Below are 15,834 nucleotides of genomic sequence, written 5' to 3' on the forward strand. Positions count from 1 at the left end.
ATGGAAAAAGTCATGTTGTCCTTTGACAAAGTCAGCGCCCACTACGGCAAAATCCAGGCGCTGCATGAGGTGAGCTTGCATATCAATCAGGGCGAGATTGTCACGCTGATTGGCGCGAACGGGGCGGGGAAAACCACCTTGCTTGGTACGTTATGCGGCGATCCGCGCGCCACCAGCGGGCGAATTGTGTTTGATGATAAAGACATTACCGACTGGCAGACGGCGAAAATCATGCGCGAAGCGGTAGCGATTGTCCCGGAAGGGCGTCGCGTCTTCTCGCGGATGACGGTGGAAGAGAACCTGGCGATGGGCGGCTTCTTTGCCGAACGTGACCAGTTTCAGGAGCGCATAAAGTGGGTGTATGAACTGTTTCCACGTCTGCATGAGCGCCGTGTTCAGCGGGCGGGCACCATGTCCGGCGGTGAACAGCAGATGCTGGCGATTGGTCGCGCGCTGATGAGCAATCCGCGTTTGCTGCTACTTGATGAGCCATCGCTCGGTCTTGCGCCGATTATCATCCAGCAAATTTTCGACACCATCGAGCAGCTGCGCGAGCAGGGGATGACTATCTTCCTCGTCGAGCAGAACGCCAACCAGGCGCTAAAGCTGGCGGATCGCGGCTACGTGCTGGAAAACGGCCATGTGGTGCTCTCCGATACCGGCGACGTGCTGCTGGCGAACGAAGCAGTGAGAAGTGCGTATTTAGGCGGGTAATAACACGTTGATTGATAAGGAGTCAAAAGACTCCTTTGAGACAGGTGACAAATGTAAAATTGCCTGATGCGCTGCGCTTATCAGGCCTACTGGGTGAGTTGCAATATATTGAATTTGCACGATTTTGTAGGCCGGATAAGGCGTTTACGCCGCATCTGGCATGAAACGATGAGTAATCTGTAGAGTTTGATTCAGACCTTCTATTTTTCCGCTTATCCGTGCCCCATCTCCCATTTTCCCTCACCCACGCCGTCACCGCCTTGTCATCTTTCTGACACCTTACTATCTTACAAATGTAACAAAAAAGTTATTTTTCTGTAATTCGAGCATGTCATGTTACCCCGCGAGCATAAAACGCGTGAATTCGCGCATTCGGTACAACAAGAGAGATAAACGATGAAACCGTTACATTATACAGCTTCAGCACTGGCGCTCGGACTGGCGTTAATGGGGAATGCACAGGCAGTGACGACCATTCCGTTCTGGCATTCTATGGAAGGGGAACTGGGTAAAGAGGTGGATTCTCTGGCCCAACGTTTTAACGCCGAAAATCCGGATTACAAAATTGTACCGACCTATAAAGGCAACTACGAACAGAATTTAAGCGCGGGGATTGCCGCATTTCGTACCGGCAACGCTCCGGCTATTTTGCAGGTTTATGAAGTTGGCACCGCCACCATGATGGCATCGAAAGCCATTAAACCGGTATATGACGTGTTTAAAGAGGCGGGGATTCAATTCGATGAGTCGCAGTTTGTGCCGACGGTTTCCGGTTACTACTCCGACAGCAAAACGGGCCACTTACTCTCCCAGCCATTCAACAGCTCGACCCCCGTTCTCTATTACAACAAAGACGCCTTCAAGAAAGCAGGATTAGACCCGGAACAACCGCCGAAAACCTGGCAGGATCTGGCGGACTATGCCGCGAAACTGAAAGCCTCCGGTATGAAGTGCGGCTACGCCAGCGGCTGGCAGGGCTGGATCCAACTGGAAAACTTTAGCGCCTGGAACGGTCTGCCGTTTGCCAGCAAAAACAACGGCTTTGACGGCACGGACGCGGTGCTGGAGTTCAACAAGCCGGAGCAGGTGAAACACATCGCCATGCTCGAGGAGATGAACAAGAAGGGCGACTTCAGCTACGTCGGTCGTAAGGATGAATCCACCGAGAAGTTCTATAACGGTGATTGCGCGATGACCACCGCCTCTTCCGGTTCTCTTGCCAACATTCGCGAGTACGCCAAATTTAACTACGGCGTAGGCATGATGCCTTACGACGCCGATGCGAAAGATGCGCCACAAAACGCCATTATCGGCGGAGCCAGCCTGTGGGTGATGCAGGGTAAAGATAAAGAAACGTATACCGGTGTGGCGAAGTTCCTCGATTTCCTCGCGAAGCCAGAAAACGCTGCCGAGTGGCATCAGAAAACCGGTTATCTGCCAATCACCAAAGCAGCGTATGACCTGACCCGTGAGCAGGGCTTTTATGAGAAAAACCCAGGGGCGGATACCGCGACGCGTCAGATGCTGAATAAGCCGCCGTTGCCGTTCACCAAAGGGCTGCGTCTGGGCAACATGCCGCAGATCCGCGTGATTGTGGATGAAGAGCTGGAGAGCGTGTGGACCGGTAAGAAGACACCACAGCAGGCACTGGATACCGCCGTTGAGCGTGGAAATCAGTTGCTGCGCCGCTTTGAGAAATCGACGAAGTCTTAATCAGTGTAATGTCGGATGCGTTTCGCTTATCTGACCTGGCATCGCGTGTAGGCCGGATAAGCGAAGCGCATCCGGCACAGTTCAGGAATTAACCGTAATGTCATCATCCCGTCCGGTGTTCCGCTCGCGCTGGCTGCCTTATCTGCTGGTCGCGCCGCAGCTCATCATCACCGTTATCTTTTTTATCTGGCCTGCGGGCGAAGCGTTGTGGTACTCGCTACAAAGCGTCGATCCGTTTGGTTTCTCCAGCCAGTTTGTCGGCCTGGATAACTTCGTCACGCTGTTCCATGACAGCTACTATCTCGACTCCTTCTGGACGACGATAAAATTCAGCACCTTTGTCACCGTCAGCGGTTTGCTGGTATCGCTGTTCTTTGCGGCGCTGGTGGAGTACATCGTGCGCGGCAGCCGTTTCTATCAAACCTTAATGTTGCTGCCTTACGCCGTGGCTCCCGCCGTTGCCGCCGTATTGTGGATCTTCCTGTTTAACCCCGGTCGCGGGCTGATCACCCATTTTCTCGCGGAGTTCGGCTACGACTGGAACCACGCGCAAAACAGCGGTCAGGCAATGTTTCTGGTGGTGTTTGCCTCAGTATGGAAGCAAATCAGCTACAACTTCCTGTTCTTCTATGCCGCGCTGCAATCCATTCCCCGTTCGTTGATCGAAGCCGCAGCCATCGACGGTGCAGGCCCAATTCGCCGCTTCTTTAAGATTGCGCTGCCGCTTATCGCTCCGGTGAGTTTCTTCCTGCTGGTGGTGAACCTGGTGTATGCCTTCTTCGACACCTTCCCGGTGATCGACGCCGCCACGTCCGGCGGGCCGGTTCAGGCCACCACGACGCTGATTTATAAGATCTACCGCGAAGGTTTTACCGGACTGGATCTGGCTTCGTCTGCCGCACAGTCGGTGGTGTTGATGTTCCTCGTCATCGTGCTGACGGTGGTGCAGTTCCGCTATGTTGAAAGCAAGGTGCGTTACCAATGATTGAGAACCGTCCGTGGCTGACGATATTCAGCCATACCATGCTGATCCTCGGGATCGCGGTGATCCTCTTCCCGCTGTACGTGGCGTTTGTCGCGGCGACGCTGGATAAACAGGCCGTCTATGCCGCGCCGATGACGCTCATCCCCGGCACACATCTGCTGGAAAACATCCACAACATCTGGGTGAACGGGGTAGGCACGAATAGCGCGCCGTTCTGGCGGATGTTGCTTAACAGCTTTGTGATGGCGTTCAGCATTACGCTCGGCAAAATTACCGTCTCGATGCTCTCGGCATTTGCCATTGTCTGGTTTCGTTTTCCGCTACGTAACCTCTTCTTCTGGATGATTTTTATCACCCTGATGCTGCCGGTTGAAGTACGTATCTTCCCGACGGTGGAAGTCATCGCCAACCTGAAGATGCTCGACAGCTACGCCGGTTTAACGCTGCCGCTGATGGCCTCGGCGACCGCCACGTTTCTGTTTCGCCAGTTCTTTATGACGCTGCCGGATGAACTGGTGGAAGCGGCGCGGATCGACGGCGCGTCACCAATGCGTTTCTTTTGCGACATCGTTTTTCCGCTCTCCAAAACCAATCTGGCGGCGCTGTTTGTGATCACCTTTATTTACGGCTGGAACCAGTATTTGTGGCCGTTGTTGATTATTACCGATGTGGATCTCGGCACCACCGTGGCAGGGATCAAAGGGATGATCGCTACAGGCGAAGGCACCACGGAATGGAACTCAGTGATGGCGGCGATGTTGTTAACGCTTATCCCTCCGGTGGTGATTGTTTTAGTGATGCAGCGTGCCTTCGTGCGCGGCCTGGTCGATAGTGAGAAATAAGATGGCAGGACTGAAATTACAGGCAGTAACCAAAAGCTGGGATGGTAAAACCCAGGTCATTAAACCGCTGACCCTTGATGTGGCGGATGGCGAATTTATCGTGATGGTCGGGCCGTCTGGCTGCGGGAAATCGACGCTGCTGCGCATGGTTGCCGGGCTGGAGCGGGTGACAGAAGGCGATATCTGGATCAACGACCAGCGCGTGACTGAAATGGAGCCAAAAGATCGCGGGATTGCGATGGTGTTCCAGAACTACGCGCTTTATCCGCATATGAGTGTCGAAGAAAACATGGCGTGGGGGCTGAAAATTCGCGGCATGGGCAAGCAGCAAATTGCCGAGCGCGTTAAAGAAGCGGCGCGCATTCTGGAGCTGGACGGTCTGCTCAAACGTCGCCCGCGCGAGCTTTCCGGCGGTCAGCGCCAGCGTGTGGCGATGGGCCGCGCGATTGTGCGCGATCCGGCGGTGTTCCTGTTTGATGAGCCGCTCTCTAACCTCGATGCCAAGCTGCGCGTGCAGATGCGTCTTGAACTGCAACAGTTGCACCGTCGCCTGAAAACGACTTCACTCTACGTTACTCACGATCAGGTTGAAGCGATGACGCTCGCCCAGCGAGTAATGGTGATGAACGGCGGCGTTGCCGAACAGATTGGCACACCAGTTGAAGTCTACGAAAAGCCCGCCAGCCTGTTTGTAGCGAGTTTTATCGGCAGTCCGGCGATGAATCTGCTGACAGGCCGCGTGAATAACGAAGGCACGCATTTCGAACTGGACGGCGGTATTGAGCTGCCGCTAAACGGTGGCTACCGTCAGTATGCCGGGCGTAAAATGACTCTCGGCATTCGCCCGGAACATATTGCGCTAAGCTCGCAGGCAGAAGGCGGCGTACCGCTGGTGATGGACACGCTGGAGATCCTCGGCGCAGATAACCTGGCGCACGGACGCTGGGGCGAGCAGAAGCTGGTGGTGCGACTGGCGCATCAGGAGCGCCCGACGGCAGGCAGCACGCTGTGGCTGCATCTGGCGGAAAATCAGCTGCATCTTTTTGATGGTGAAACAGGACAACGAGTATGAGTAACTGGCCTTATCCCCGCATCGTCGCTCATCGTGGCGGCGGTAAGCTGGCCCCGGAAAACACCCTGGCGGCAATCGACGTCGGGGCAAAATACGGTCATAAGATGATCGAATTTGACGCGAAGTTATCGAAAGATGGCGAGATCTTCCTGCTCCATGACGACAATCTCGAACGCACCAGCAACGGCTGGGGCGTCGCGGGTGAACTGAACTGGCAGGATTTACTGCGCGTGGATGCGGGCAGTTGGTACAGCAAAGCGTTTAAAGGTGAGCCGCTGCCGTTGCTTTCGCAGGTGGCGGAACGCTGTCGTGAACACGGGATGATGGCGAATATCGAAATCAAACCCACCACTGGCACTGGACCATTAACGGGCAAAATGGTGGCGCTGGCGGCACGCCAACTGTGGGCCGGTATGACGCCGCCGCTGCTGTCATCGTTTGAGATTGATGCTTTAGAAGCCGCACAACAGGCAGTACCGGAACTGCCGCGCGGTTTGTTGCTGGATGAGTGGCGCGACGACTGGCGCGAACTGACCGCGCGGCTGGGCTGCGTCTCTATTCATCTCAATCATAAGTTACTCGATAAAGTGCGAGTGATGCAGTTGAAAGACGCCGGACTGCGGATTCTGGTTTATACCGTCAATAAACCCCAGCGCGCGGCAGAGTTGCTGCGCTGGGGCGTGGATTGCATCTGTACCGATGCGATTGACGTGATTGGTCCGAACTTTACGGCCCAATAGTTTTCAACGGAATGTCAGGCTGCGGCGTGCTGGGCTGATTCAGCATGTCGCCGTTTCTCCTCTCCGGCAGCATATGCTGCTGATTCAACGAACTATCCGGATTACGGTTGCTGTTTAACATCCCGCCGTTGGTGTTGGGCAGCATTTGCTGCCGGGCGGGATTTCGCTCCCCCGGCTGTGACTGCAACACCCGCTGAGAATTATTGTTTATCTGGTTTTCTAAATGCTGCTGTTGCAACTGAGTTTGCGTTTTCAGTTGCTGATTCAGCATCCCTTTTTGCTGGATTTGCTGCGTTTGCATCTGGGTTTGCATCCGCTGCTGGCTGGGTATCTGATACCCCGGCTGGTTAGGGTTGTTCAGAGTATTAATGGGCTGTGCAAAGCCGACAAACGGCAGGAGTGCCGTAAGAATCAGAAGTCGTTTCATCGCGTATCCTCCTCTGAAGATATCCTTTAAGTTTACTCGCTTCCCGACAAAACGATGATTAATTCAGAGTTATATACCAGGCTTAGCTGGGGTTGCCCCTTAATCTCTGGAGAATAACGATGATAAAACCGACGTTTTTACGCCGGGTGGCCATTGCTGCTCTGCTCTCAGGAAGTTGTTTTAGCGCCGCCGCCGCGCCTCCTGCGCCGCCCGTCTCGTATGGTGTGGAGGAAGATGTCTTCCACCCGGTACGCGCGAAACAGGGAATGGTAGCGTCTGTGGACGCCACTGCCACTCAGGTGGGGGTGGATATTCTCAAGGAGGGCGGGAATGCCGTTGATGCCGCCGTGGCGGTGGGCTACGCGCTGGCGGTAACGCATCCGCAGGCAGGGAATCTGGGCGGTGGTGGTTTTATGTTAATCCGCTCGAAAAATGGCAATACCACGGCTATCGATTTCCGCGAAATGGCACCCGCCAAAGCGACCCGCGATATGTTCCTCGATGATCAGGGCAACCCGGACAGCAAAAAATCACTCACTTCGCATCTGGCTTCCGGCACACCGGGTACGGTAGCAGGTTTCTCGCTGGCGCTGGATAAATACGGCACCATGCCGCTGAACAAAGTCGTGCAGCCCGCGTTTAAACTGGCACGCGATGGTTTTATCGTTAACGACGCGCTGGCTGACGATCTCAAAACCTACGGTAGCGAAGTGTTGCCGAATCACGAAAACAGTAAAGCTATCTTCTGGAAAGAGGGCGAGCCGCTGAAAAAGGGCGACACGCTGGTGCAGGCGAACCTGGCAAAGAGCCTGGAGATGATTGCTGAAAACGGCCCGGACGAATTCTATAAAGGCACGATTGCGGAACAGATCGCCCAGGAGATGCAGAAAAACGGTGGCTTGATCACTAAAGAAGATTTAGCGGCCTATAAAGCGGTCGAACGCACTCCGATAAGCGGCGATTATCGCGGGTATCAGGTTTACTCCATGCCACCGCCATCCTCCGGCGGGATCCATATCGTACAAATCCTCAATATTCTGGAAAACTTCGATATGAAGAAATACGGCTTTGGCAGCGCCGATGCGATGCAAATCATGGCAGAAGCGGAGAAATACGCCTACGCCGACCGCTCGGAATATCTTGGCGACCCGGATTTTGTCAAAGTCCCGTGGCAGGCACTGACCAATAAAGCCTATGCCAAATCCATTGCCGATCAAATTGATATCAACAAAGCGAAGCCGTCCAGTGAGATTCGCCCTGGCAAGCTTGCGCCTTATGAGAGTAATCAAACTACCCATTACTCTGTAGTGGATAAAGACGGTAACGCGGTGGCGGTGACCTATACGCTGAACACCACCTTCGGTACGGGTATTGTCGCGGGCGAGAGCGGTATTCTGCTTAATAACCAGATGGATGATTTCTCCGCCAAACCGGGCGTACCGAACGTTTACGGGCTGGTGGGCGGTGATGCCAACGCCGTCGGGCCGAACAAACGCCCGCTGTCGTCGATGTCGCCGACCATTGTGGTGAAAGACGGTAAAACCTGGCTGGTTACCGGTAGCCCAGGCGGTAGCCGGATCATCACTACAGTGCTGCAAATGGTGGTGAATAGCATCGATTATGGCATGAACGTCGCCGAAGCGACCAATGCGCCGCGTTTCCACCATCAGTGGTTGCCGGACGAGCTGCGTGTCGAAAAAGGGTTTAGCCCGGATACGCTCAAGCTGCTGGAAGCAAAAGGTCAGAAAGTGGCGCTGAAAGAGGCGATGGGCAGTACACAAAGCATTATGGTTGGGCCGGACGGTGAGTTGTACGGCGCATCCGACCCGCGCTCGGTGGATGATTTAACGGCGGGGTACTAAGGTTAGCGGCCCTCTTCGTGGGAAGAGGGCTATTTTGTCAGGGCAAGCCGAAGGTAGCCTTTTTTATTTCGTAATCCTGTAGATATTCTTCCAGCGGCTTTGCCGTTCCCAGAGAATGAATTTCACCACTGTCTTTATCAATAATAAAAGGTGCGTTACCAGCTAAGCGCGCGGCCTCATCTCCAGTTTCGAGAAATTCTCGTGCTTCGAAACAGAAATACCAGCCCTGGCTAAAGCGTCCATGTAGAGTAATGACGACCGGGAGATCTGCATCATCAAGGTAATGGTTCGCTTTCGCGAATGCGTCGTGATAAGTAATCATAATTATAATAAATATTATTGTTGAGTGTTATATTATTATTCCTGTGTGATACATTGAGCAAAGACGCGTTCATCTTCGTCAAAGATATTATTAAATGCTGGTTTTGAAAAAAGTTCATCGGATAAGATATAGTCACGAAATAAGTATCTGCTAATATTTTATGATTTCTTTTTCAGAACGTCGAACGGGATTTTCTTATTTAAGATATCAGAATCTTATGATTCGGGTAAAATTCTAAATAAATCAACATGTCATTAAAATCATCATAGCCATTAGCTATTTCGGCTAAAATAGAGACTACATGTCTTCGGTCCATCTCACTTAAGGAGTGTAGTTCCGTTGTAAGTTTTTCCATAGCTTGCACTGCTAAATTTCGAACAAGGAATTTTCTGCTGGTAATCTCTAAAAAGATGGCATGGTTTACAATGATTTTTGTTTCCTTTTGATTATTATGAACAACTGTCCATGATTTCGTTTAAGAATGAAGAGAAATCACTAAACGAACTGGGTAATGACTCCAACTTATTGATAGTGTTTTATGTTCAGATAATGCCCGATGACTTTGTCATGCAGCTCCACCGATTTTGAGAACGACAGCGACTTCCGTCCCAGCCGTGCCAGGTGCTGCCTCAGATTCAGGTTATGCCGCTCAATTCGCTGCGTATATCGCTTGCTGATTACGTGCAGCTTTCCCTTCAGGCGGGATTCATACAGCGGCCAGCCATCCGTCATCCATATCACCACGTCAAAGGGTGACAGCAGGCTCATAAGACGCCCCAGCGTCGCCATAGTGCGTTCACCGAATACGTGCGCAACAACCGTCTTCCGGAGCCTGTCATACGCGTAAAACAGCCAGCGCTGGCGCGATTTAGCCCCGACATAGCCCCACTGTTCGTCCATTTCCGCGCAGACGATGACGTCACTGCCCGGCTGTATGCGCGAGGTTACCGACTGCGGCCTGAGTTTTTTAAGTGACGTAAAATCGTGTTGAGGCCAACGCCCATAATGCGGGCTGTTGCCCGGCATCCAACGCCATTCATGGCCATATCAATGATTTTCTGGTGCGTACCGGGTTGAGAAGCGGTGTAAGTGAACTGCAGTTGCCATGTTTTACGGCAGTGAGAGCAGAGATAGCGCTGATGTCCGGCGGTGCTTTTGCCGTTACGCACCACCCCGTCAGTAGCTGAACAGGAGGGACAGCTGATAGAAACAGAAGCCACTGGAGCACCTCAAAAACACCATCATACACTAAATCAGTAAGTTGGCAGCATCACCAACGAACTGAATATATTTTCTGTGCCAATATTATCTCTAATTTCAAAAAAGTTACTTTTAATGTCATAAGTAAATATTGAAATGCTATCATCCCCGATCACTAACCGTTCTTGTAGATCAGGGTTTATGAAATCATCATTATTTCTATAAAATTCATTTACGGCAAAAAGGTTTTTAACTGAAGGTTCTGGAATCGAGAGGCTAAATAATCGTAATCCATTAACTTCGAATCCATCCATTGCTCTTAAAAAAGTAAGATAATCAGGTTGATTCTTAAAAAGAATACTAACTTCATTACATAACTTCTCCAGGCAATTAGTTGAATTAGAATTAAATTCTATTTGGATTATACTTTCAATAAATGATTCCTTGAGCGGTGCTTCAAATGGATAGTCTAAATCATTCATCATTTTTATTAATTTATTTATTTGGGTTTTAGTCATCATTTTGTGTGGTCCATAATATTTTTCATGGGAGGATAAATTGAGCCAGATGGAATGGCCCAGGGAGTGATTTTGCTTTCGCCTACTAATATTCCCTTAGCTATTCGTGATTGCATGTTAGTAAAAACTTTATGATATGGTTCGTTTTCGATTAATACTAAATTTTCGAAATCATTAGTACCACCATCATCTAGAGATAGTTTATGGTGAACATTATAATTTAGAGGAACATTGCCCTTTCTCATTCTTAAAAGGTCTTCGGCGTTGAATCTTCCAGATGCTTCGGAGGTTTTTGCAAGTTTGATAAGAAAATTTTTTCTTACAGTTTTATTAAACTCCTTTCGTAAGTTAGCTAAGTCTTTTGAAGGTCTCTTAATGTATATTATTTCTATTATGTCTATACCATCAAGAAGTTTTTGTTGACCTCTAAGTTTGCCTAAGTAACTATTTATTTCTGTATATGTATCAACATTATAACGCTTTGTTAAAAGAATAGATGCTGTTGCTATCGCTATGCCCGCTGTTTTTTCATTTAGTATTTGATCATAGCCTTTTATTGCATCTCCACCCAGTTTTTCCGCAGTATCTCTGAATCCTTCAATGTTCCCATTGTATACGCCACCAGCAGCAAGTAGCCTGCCAATAGCTTTGCTGTTTAACGTTTTGAAACGATTATTTGTTTGGTTTTTTGAATTTGGTAAAAACAAACGGTTATAATTTTCAGGGAGTGCCAAATAGCTGAACTCGGTATTTGCGATAAGATGTTGACAGAGGATAAATTCATAACTAATAGTTATTTTTTCTGTATCCAGTTGGTTTTCAATGATCTGGTGATGAATAGCCGATAAAAAAGCGCCTCTTAGTTGTATATAATAATACTTTTCCCATCTACCAAATCTATTTATTCGATAGAAGTCAAATCCCATAAATAATTGTTCATTATTGTTAATGGAATTAATAAATAATGGAGTGCTTTTATCAATTAATTTACAAAATGTTATACCATGGAACTGTGAACCAAGCCCCGTATTATTAATATTATTTAAGAGTGAGAATGTAAATGTTTCATCCTCATGCCCGCTCTGCCAACGATTACCTGTAGACTCAGAAGTCCCACAACCTGCGGAGATGCTTCCTTGTTGTTCTCCCGTTACTGTCAGGTAAACAATATTACTCATCCCTGAAAAGTCCTTTTATGGCATGCTATTTTATCAATGGCACTATTATGCTTGTTAATTGTTATTTATTTACTCCAGGAAATTGTAGGCGTATATATTAAAAAATAAAATATTACACTTTAGGAAGTAATTATGAGGTAAATCTCAATATATTTATTGGGAAAATAAATACATTAAAGGAAGGTATGCCGATTTTGAATGACACCCTTTTCCCATCTCAGAAAAAGGGCACTATCTTACTTCACCCGCGCCATATAATACGCATCGACATATTCACCATTACGCAATGCGTACTTCTTACCAGTCCCTTCAATTTCAAAGCCGTATTTTTTATAGACCTTAATTGCCGGGGCGTTATCGACAAACACGGTTAGTTCAATGCGATCTACCCGCAACCAGTTGTCGCACATTTCAATCATCTCTCGCATAAGGGCGCTGGCGACGCCGCGATTCTTCCAATGGGAGTCGACACAGATACCAAAATCGGCAACATGACTGCGGCGTGGGCGCTGTTGCACGTCAATGGTGAGATGGCCCACGACGTCTCCATCAATACAGGCGACGAGTTGCTTGATGCCGGGACGATCGGCGAGTCGCTCCTGCCACATATAATCGGAAGGATGAGGCACTTGTAGCGTGTTGTAATACACCTCCGGCTGGGCGTGAATCTGCCTGATGGCCTCGTAATCGCGCGTTTCAGCATGGCGTATCACTATCTCACTCATTCCTTTGTCCTCTTTGGGGTAAATGTCCCTTTCAACATCATTGACTTTCGAATGCGAGTCAAATGCATTTTTTTGCAAAAAGTGTTGGACAAGTGCGAATGAGAATGATTATTATTGTCTCGCGATCAGGAAGACCCTCGCGGAGAACCTGAAAGCACGACATTGCTCACATTGCTTCCAGTATTACTTAGCCAGCCGGGTGCTGGCTTTTTTTTTGATCTTTCGTTCTCAATTTATCCACGGGAGTGCTTGTGTTCGTTATGCGCACTCCAGTAGGAACCACGTCCGCTTTGCGCTAAGGTGTAAATAACCACCTTAAAAAGGACGAAATCATGGTCATCAACTGCGCCTTTATTGGCTTCGGCAAAAGCACCACCCGTTACCATCTGCCGTATGTACTTAACCGCAAGGATAGCTGGCATGTCGCGCATATTTTTCGTCGCCATGCGAAGCCGGAAGAACAGGCTCCCATTTATTCCCATATCCATTTCACCAGCGATCTCGACGAAGTACTAAACGATCCCGATGTTAAGCTGGTTGTTGTCTGCACCCACGCGGACAGCCATTTCGAGTACGCGAAACGCGCGCTGGAAGCCGGGAAAAATGTGCTGGTCGAAAAACCGTTCACCCCGACGCTTGCCCAGGCGAAGGAGCTGTTTGCGTTGGCGAAAAGCAAAGGGCTGACCGTCACGCCGTATCAGAATCGTCGCTTTGACTCCTGCTTCCTGACAGCGAAAAAAGCGATTGAAAGTGGCAAGTTGGGAGAGATTGTTGAAGTGGAAAGCCATTTTGACTATTACCGCCCGGTCGCAGAAACCAAACCTGGGTTGCCGCAGGATGGCGCGTTCTATGGCCTTGGTGTGCATACGATGGACCAGATTATTTCTCTGTTCGGTCGCCCGGATCACGTCGCTTATGACATCCGCAGCCTGCGCAATAAAGCCAATCCTGACGATACTTTCGAAGCGCAACTGTTTTATGGCGATCTAAAAGCCATCGTCAAAACCAGCCATCTGGTGAAAATCGATTATCCGAAATTTATCGTTCACGGTAAGAAAGGTTCGTTTATTAAATATGGTATCGACCAGCAGGAAACCAGCCTGAAGGCTAATATTATGCCGGGCGAACCGGGATTCTCAGCGGATGATTCGGTCGGTGTGCTGGAGTATGTCAATGACGAGGGCGTGACGGTCAGAGAAGAGATTAAGCCGGAGATGGGCGATTACGGGCGCGTTTATGATGCGTTGTATCAAACCATCACCCACGGTGCGCCAAATTACGTCAAGGAATCTGAAGTTCTTACGAATCTGGAAATCCTTGAACGCGGATTCGAGCAAGCCTCTCCCTCCACAGTGACTCTCGCGAAGTAAGTTTGATGGCCCCTCGAATAGTTCAATTTTTTTGAACAGAGGGGTCAATTTTCACCCTCTATCATCCCAGGCAGATCGGGTCCACACTAAGCCCATCGAAATCATTCAGGGGGCGAATACAAATGATCTACTTACGCAAAGCAAATGAACGTGGTCATGCAAATCATGGCTGGCTGGACTCCTGGCATACTTTCTCTTTTGCCAACTATTACGATCCGAACTTTATGGGCTTCTCCGCGCTGCGCGTGATTAACGACGACGTGATTGAAGCAGGGCAGGGCTTCGGCACTCACCCACATAAAGATATGGAAATTTTGACCTACGTGCTGGAAGGTACTGTTGAGCACCAGGACAGCATGGGCAATAAAGAGCAGGTTCCGGCGGGTGAGTTCCAGATTATGAGTGCTGGTACGGGTATTCGTCACTCAGAGTACAACCCAAGCAGCACCGAGCGTCTGCATCTGTATCAGATCTGGATCATGCCTGAAGAAAACGGTATTACGCCGCGTTATGAACAGCGTCGCTTCGATGCCGTACAGGGCAAACAGCTGGTGCTCTCGCCGGATGCGCGAGATGGTTCATTGAAAGTGCATCAGGATATGGAACTGTACCGCTGGGCGTTGCTGAAAGATGAGCAGTCGGTGCATCAGATTGCCGCTGAACGCCGCGTCTGGATCCAGGTGGTGAAAGGCAATGTCACCATTAACGGCGTGAAAGCCTCGACCAGCGATGGTCTGGCAATCTGGGATGAGCAGGCAATCTCCATCCATGCGGATAGCGACAGCGAAGTGTTACTGTTCGATCTGCCGCCGGTTTAAAACTCAACGGCATCTTTGAAGCCTGCCTTTTTGCAGGCTTCCTCGCTCGCTCCGGTCGCGTGCTGATGTACGCTTCCGGGGTTTTGCCGCGTCGTTAGCACAATGCGATGCAATTGATTTAGTGTATATCTAATAATTGTAAACAAGCACTGTTTTCCCCGGGAAGGTTCTGATGTGTCCGTGTTAAACTAAGAGAATCTATCTCTTTTGTACCTTCAGGACGATGAAAAAGAAAAGACCCGTACTTCAGGATGTGGCTGACCGTGTAGGCGTGACCAAAATGACGGTCAGCCGTTTTTTACGCAACCCGGAGCAGGTTTCCGTCGCTCTACGCGGCAAGATTGCCGCGGCTCTTGATGAACTGGGCTATATTCCCAATCGTGCGCCCGATATCCTCTCTAACGCCACCAGCCGGGCGATTGGCGTCCTGTTACCTTCTCTCACCAACCAGGTTTTCGCGGAAGTATTACGCGGAATCGAAAGCGTCACCGACGCGCACGGTTATCAGACCATGCTGGCGCACTACGGTTATAAACCGGAAATGGAGCAAGAACGCCTCGAATCCATGCTCTCCTGGAATATCGACGGCCTGATCCTCACCGAACGTACCCACACGCCGCGCACCTTAAAGATGATTGAAGTGGCGGGTATTCCCGTGGTGGAACTGATGGACAGCAAGTCGCCATGCCTTGATATCGCCGTCGGTTTTGATAACTTTGAAGCAGCACGCCAGATGACCACTGCCATTATTGCTCGCGGGCATCGCCACATTGCCTATCTCGGCGCACGTCTCGACGAACGTACTATCATCAAACAGAAGGGATACGAACAGGCGATGCTGGATGCAGGCCTGGTGCCATATAGCGTGATGGTTGAGCAATCTTCTTCTTACTCTTCCGGTATTGAACTGATTCGCCAGGCGCGGCGGGAATATCCGCAGCTGGATGGCGTGTTCTGTACGAATGATGACCTGGCGGTCGGCGCGGCGTTTGAATGTCAGCGTCTGGGGTTAAAAGTTCCTGACGATATGGCGATTGCCGGTTTCCACGGTCATGACATTGGTCAGGTGATGGAGCCACGACTGGCGAGCGTGCTGACGCCGCGTGAGCGGATGGGCAGTATTGGCGCTGAACGCCTGCTGGCGCGTATTCGTGGCGAATCTGTGACACCGAAAATGTTAGATTTAGGTTTCACCTTGTCACCGGGCGGATCTATTTAAGCCCACAAATTTGAAGTAGCTCACACTTATACACTTAAGGCACGGATGGATATTGCTTCTGATATTGTCCGGTCGGACAATGTTACCGATAACAGTTACCCGTAACATTTTTAATTCTTGTATTGTGGG

At 50.1% G+C, this 15,834-nt stretch carries 17 protein-coding genes; 10 read left to right on the plus strand and 7 right to left on the minus strand.

The window, feature by feature from the left end; all coding sequences use genetic code 11:
- The 6 genes from livF (at position 1) to ugpQ (ending at position 6,066) form a co-directional block, all read left to right on the plus strand.
- Positions 1-714, plus strand: a complete 714-nt coding sequence (gene livF / locus ACU8XX_RS01345; protein ID WP_000416900.1) for a high-affinity branched-chain amino acid ABC transporter ATP-binding protein LivF — start codon at positions 1-3, stop codon at positions 712-714.
- A gap of 396 nt (positions 715-1,110) precedes the next feature.
- A complete protein-coding gene (ugpB, locus tag ACU8XX_RS01350; protein ID WP_000803190.1) occupies positions 1,111-2,427 on the plus strand; it encodes a sn-glycerol-3-phosphate ABC transporter substrate-binding protein UgpB in 1,317 nt (438 codons plus the stop codon).
- Between the two features lie 97 nt (positions 2,428-2,524).
- Positions 2,525-3,412 (plus strand): sn-glycerol-3-phosphate ABC transporter permease UgpA, encoded by an 888-nt coding sequence (gene ugpA, locus ACU8XX_RS01355; RefSeq protein WP_000099289.1) that lies wholly within the window; start codon positions 2,525-2,527, stop codon positions 3,410-3,412.
- On the plus strand, positions 3,409-4,254 hold the full coding sequence (gene ugpE, locus ACU8XX_RS01360; RefSeq protein ID WP_000572164.1) for a sn-glycerol-3-phosphate ABC transporter permease UgpE: 846 nt from the start codon (positions 3,409-3,411) through the stop codon (positions 4,252-4,254). Before ugpA ends, ugpE begins: the two co-directional genes overlap by 4 nt.
- A 1-nt stretch (position 4,255) precedes the next feature.
- Positions 4,256-5,326, plus strand: a complete 1,071-nt coding sequence (gene ugpC, locus ACU8XX_RS01365; protein WP_000907790.1) for a sn-glycerol 3-phosphate ABC transporter ATP binding protein UgpC — start codon at positions 4,256-4,258, stop codon at positions 5,324-5,326.
- A complete protein-coding gene (gene ugpQ / locus ACU8XX_RS01370) occupies positions 5,323-6,066 on the plus strand; it encodes a glycerophosphodiester phosphodiesterase (RefSeq protein ID WP_000073599.1) in 744 nt (247 codons plus the stop codon). Before ugpC ends, ugpQ begins: the two co-directional genes overlap by 4 nt.
- Here ugpQ and ACU8XX_RS01375 read toward each other — a convergent pair.
- Positions 6,053-6,493, minus strand: coding sequence for a DUF2756 family protein (locus tag ACU8XX_RS01375; protein WP_000825996.1), 441 nt, complete (start codon positions 6,491-6,493; stop codon positions 6,053-6,055). The two genes, ugpQ and ACU8XX_RS01375, sit on opposite strands and share 14 nt — an antisense overlap.
- A gap of 119 nt (positions 6,494-6,612) precedes the next feature.
- Between ACU8XX_RS01375 and ggt the strand changes: the two genes are divergently transcribed.
- Complete coding sequence (gene ggt, locus ACU8XX_RS01380; RefSeq protein WP_000595084.1) at positions 6,613-8,355, plus strand: gamma-glutamyltransferase; 1,743 nt, start codon at positions 6,613-6,615, stop codon at positions 8,353-8,355.
- A gap of 37 nt (positions 8,356-8,392) precedes the next feature.
- On the opposite strand, the gene ACU8XX_RS01385 is transcribed toward ggt, so the two are convergent.
- The 6 genes from ACU8XX_RS01385 to yhhY all read right to left on the minus strand — a co-directional run bounded on the left by ACU8XX_RS01385 (position 8,393) and on the right by yhhY (position 12,298).
- Positions 8,393-8,677, minus strand: a complete 285-nt coding sequence (locus ACU8XX_RS01385; protein WP_000634159.1) for a YrhB family protein — start codon at positions 8,675-8,677, stop codon at positions 8,393-8,395.
- A gap of 199 nt (positions 8,678-8,876) precedes the next feature.
- Positions 8,877-9,032, minus strand: coding sequence for a protein YrhD (gene yrhD, locus ACU8XX_RS01390; protein ID WP_001307436.1), 156 nt, complete (start codon positions 9,030-9,032; stop codon positions 8,877-8,879).
- A 167-nt stretch (positions 9,033-9,199) separates the two neighbouring features.
- A protein-coding gene (locus ACU8XX_RS01395) for an IS1-like element IS1A family transposase (RefSeq protein ID WP_103215986.1) occupies positions 9,200-9,897 on the minus strand; the annotation gives its coding sequence in 2 pieces (ribosomal slippage) (positions 9,200-9,648 and positions 9,648-9,897; 699 coding nt in all).
- Between the two features lie 33 nt (positions 9,898-9,930).
- Positions 9,931-10,398 (minus strand): protein YrhA, encoded by a 468-nt coding sequence (gene yrhA, locus ACU8XX_RS01400; protein WP_154311731.1) that lies wholly within the window; start codon positions 10,396-10,398, stop codon positions 9,931-9,933.
- Entirely contained in the window at positions 10,395-11,573 is a 1,179-nt protein-coding gene (gene tssD / locus ACU8XX_RS01405) for a type VI secretion system tube protein TssD (RefSeq protein WP_000065927.1), read from the minus strand. The genes yrhA and tssD overlap by 4 nt, the downstream gene beginning before the upstream one ends.
- 236 nt (positions 11,574-11,809) lie before the next feature.
- Positions 11,810-12,298 (minus strand): N-acetyltransferase, encoded by a 489-nt coding sequence (gene yhhY, locus ACU8XX_RS01410; protein WP_001300398.1) that lies wholly within the window; start codon positions 12,296-12,298, stop codon positions 11,810-11,812.
- A gap of 332 nt (positions 12,299-12,630) precedes the next feature.
- Here yhhY and ACU8XX_RS01415 point away from each other — a divergent pair, with 332 nt between their 5' ends.
- The 3 genes from ACU8XX_RS01415 (at position 12,631) to gntR (ending at position 15,705) form a co-directional block, all read left to right on the plus strand.
- Positions 12,631-13,668 (plus strand): oxidoreductase, encoded by a 1,038-nt coding sequence (locus ACU8XX_RS01415; RefSeq protein WP_000236306.1) that lies wholly within the window; start codon positions 12,631-12,633, stop codon positions 13,666-13,668.
- Positions 13,669-13,790: 122 nt separating this feature from the next.
- On the plus strand, positions 13,791-14,486 hold the full coding sequence (gene yhhW, locus ACU8XX_RS01420; RefSeq protein ID WP_000639811.1) for a quercetin 2,3-dioxygenase: 696 nt from the start codon (positions 13,791-13,793) through the stop codon (positions 14,484-14,486).
- A 223-nt stretch (positions 14,487-14,709) separates the two neighbouring features.
- Positions 14,710-15,705, plus strand: coding sequence for a gluconate operon transcriptional repressor GntR (gene gntR, locus ACU8XX_RS01425; protein WP_000730252.1), 996 nt, complete (start codon positions 14,710-14,712; stop codon positions 15,703-15,705).
- The last annotated feature ends 129 nt before the right edge of the window (positions 15,706-15,834 follow it).

The sequence above is a fragment of the Escherichia sp. MAL-1 genome (assembly GCF_052948035.1).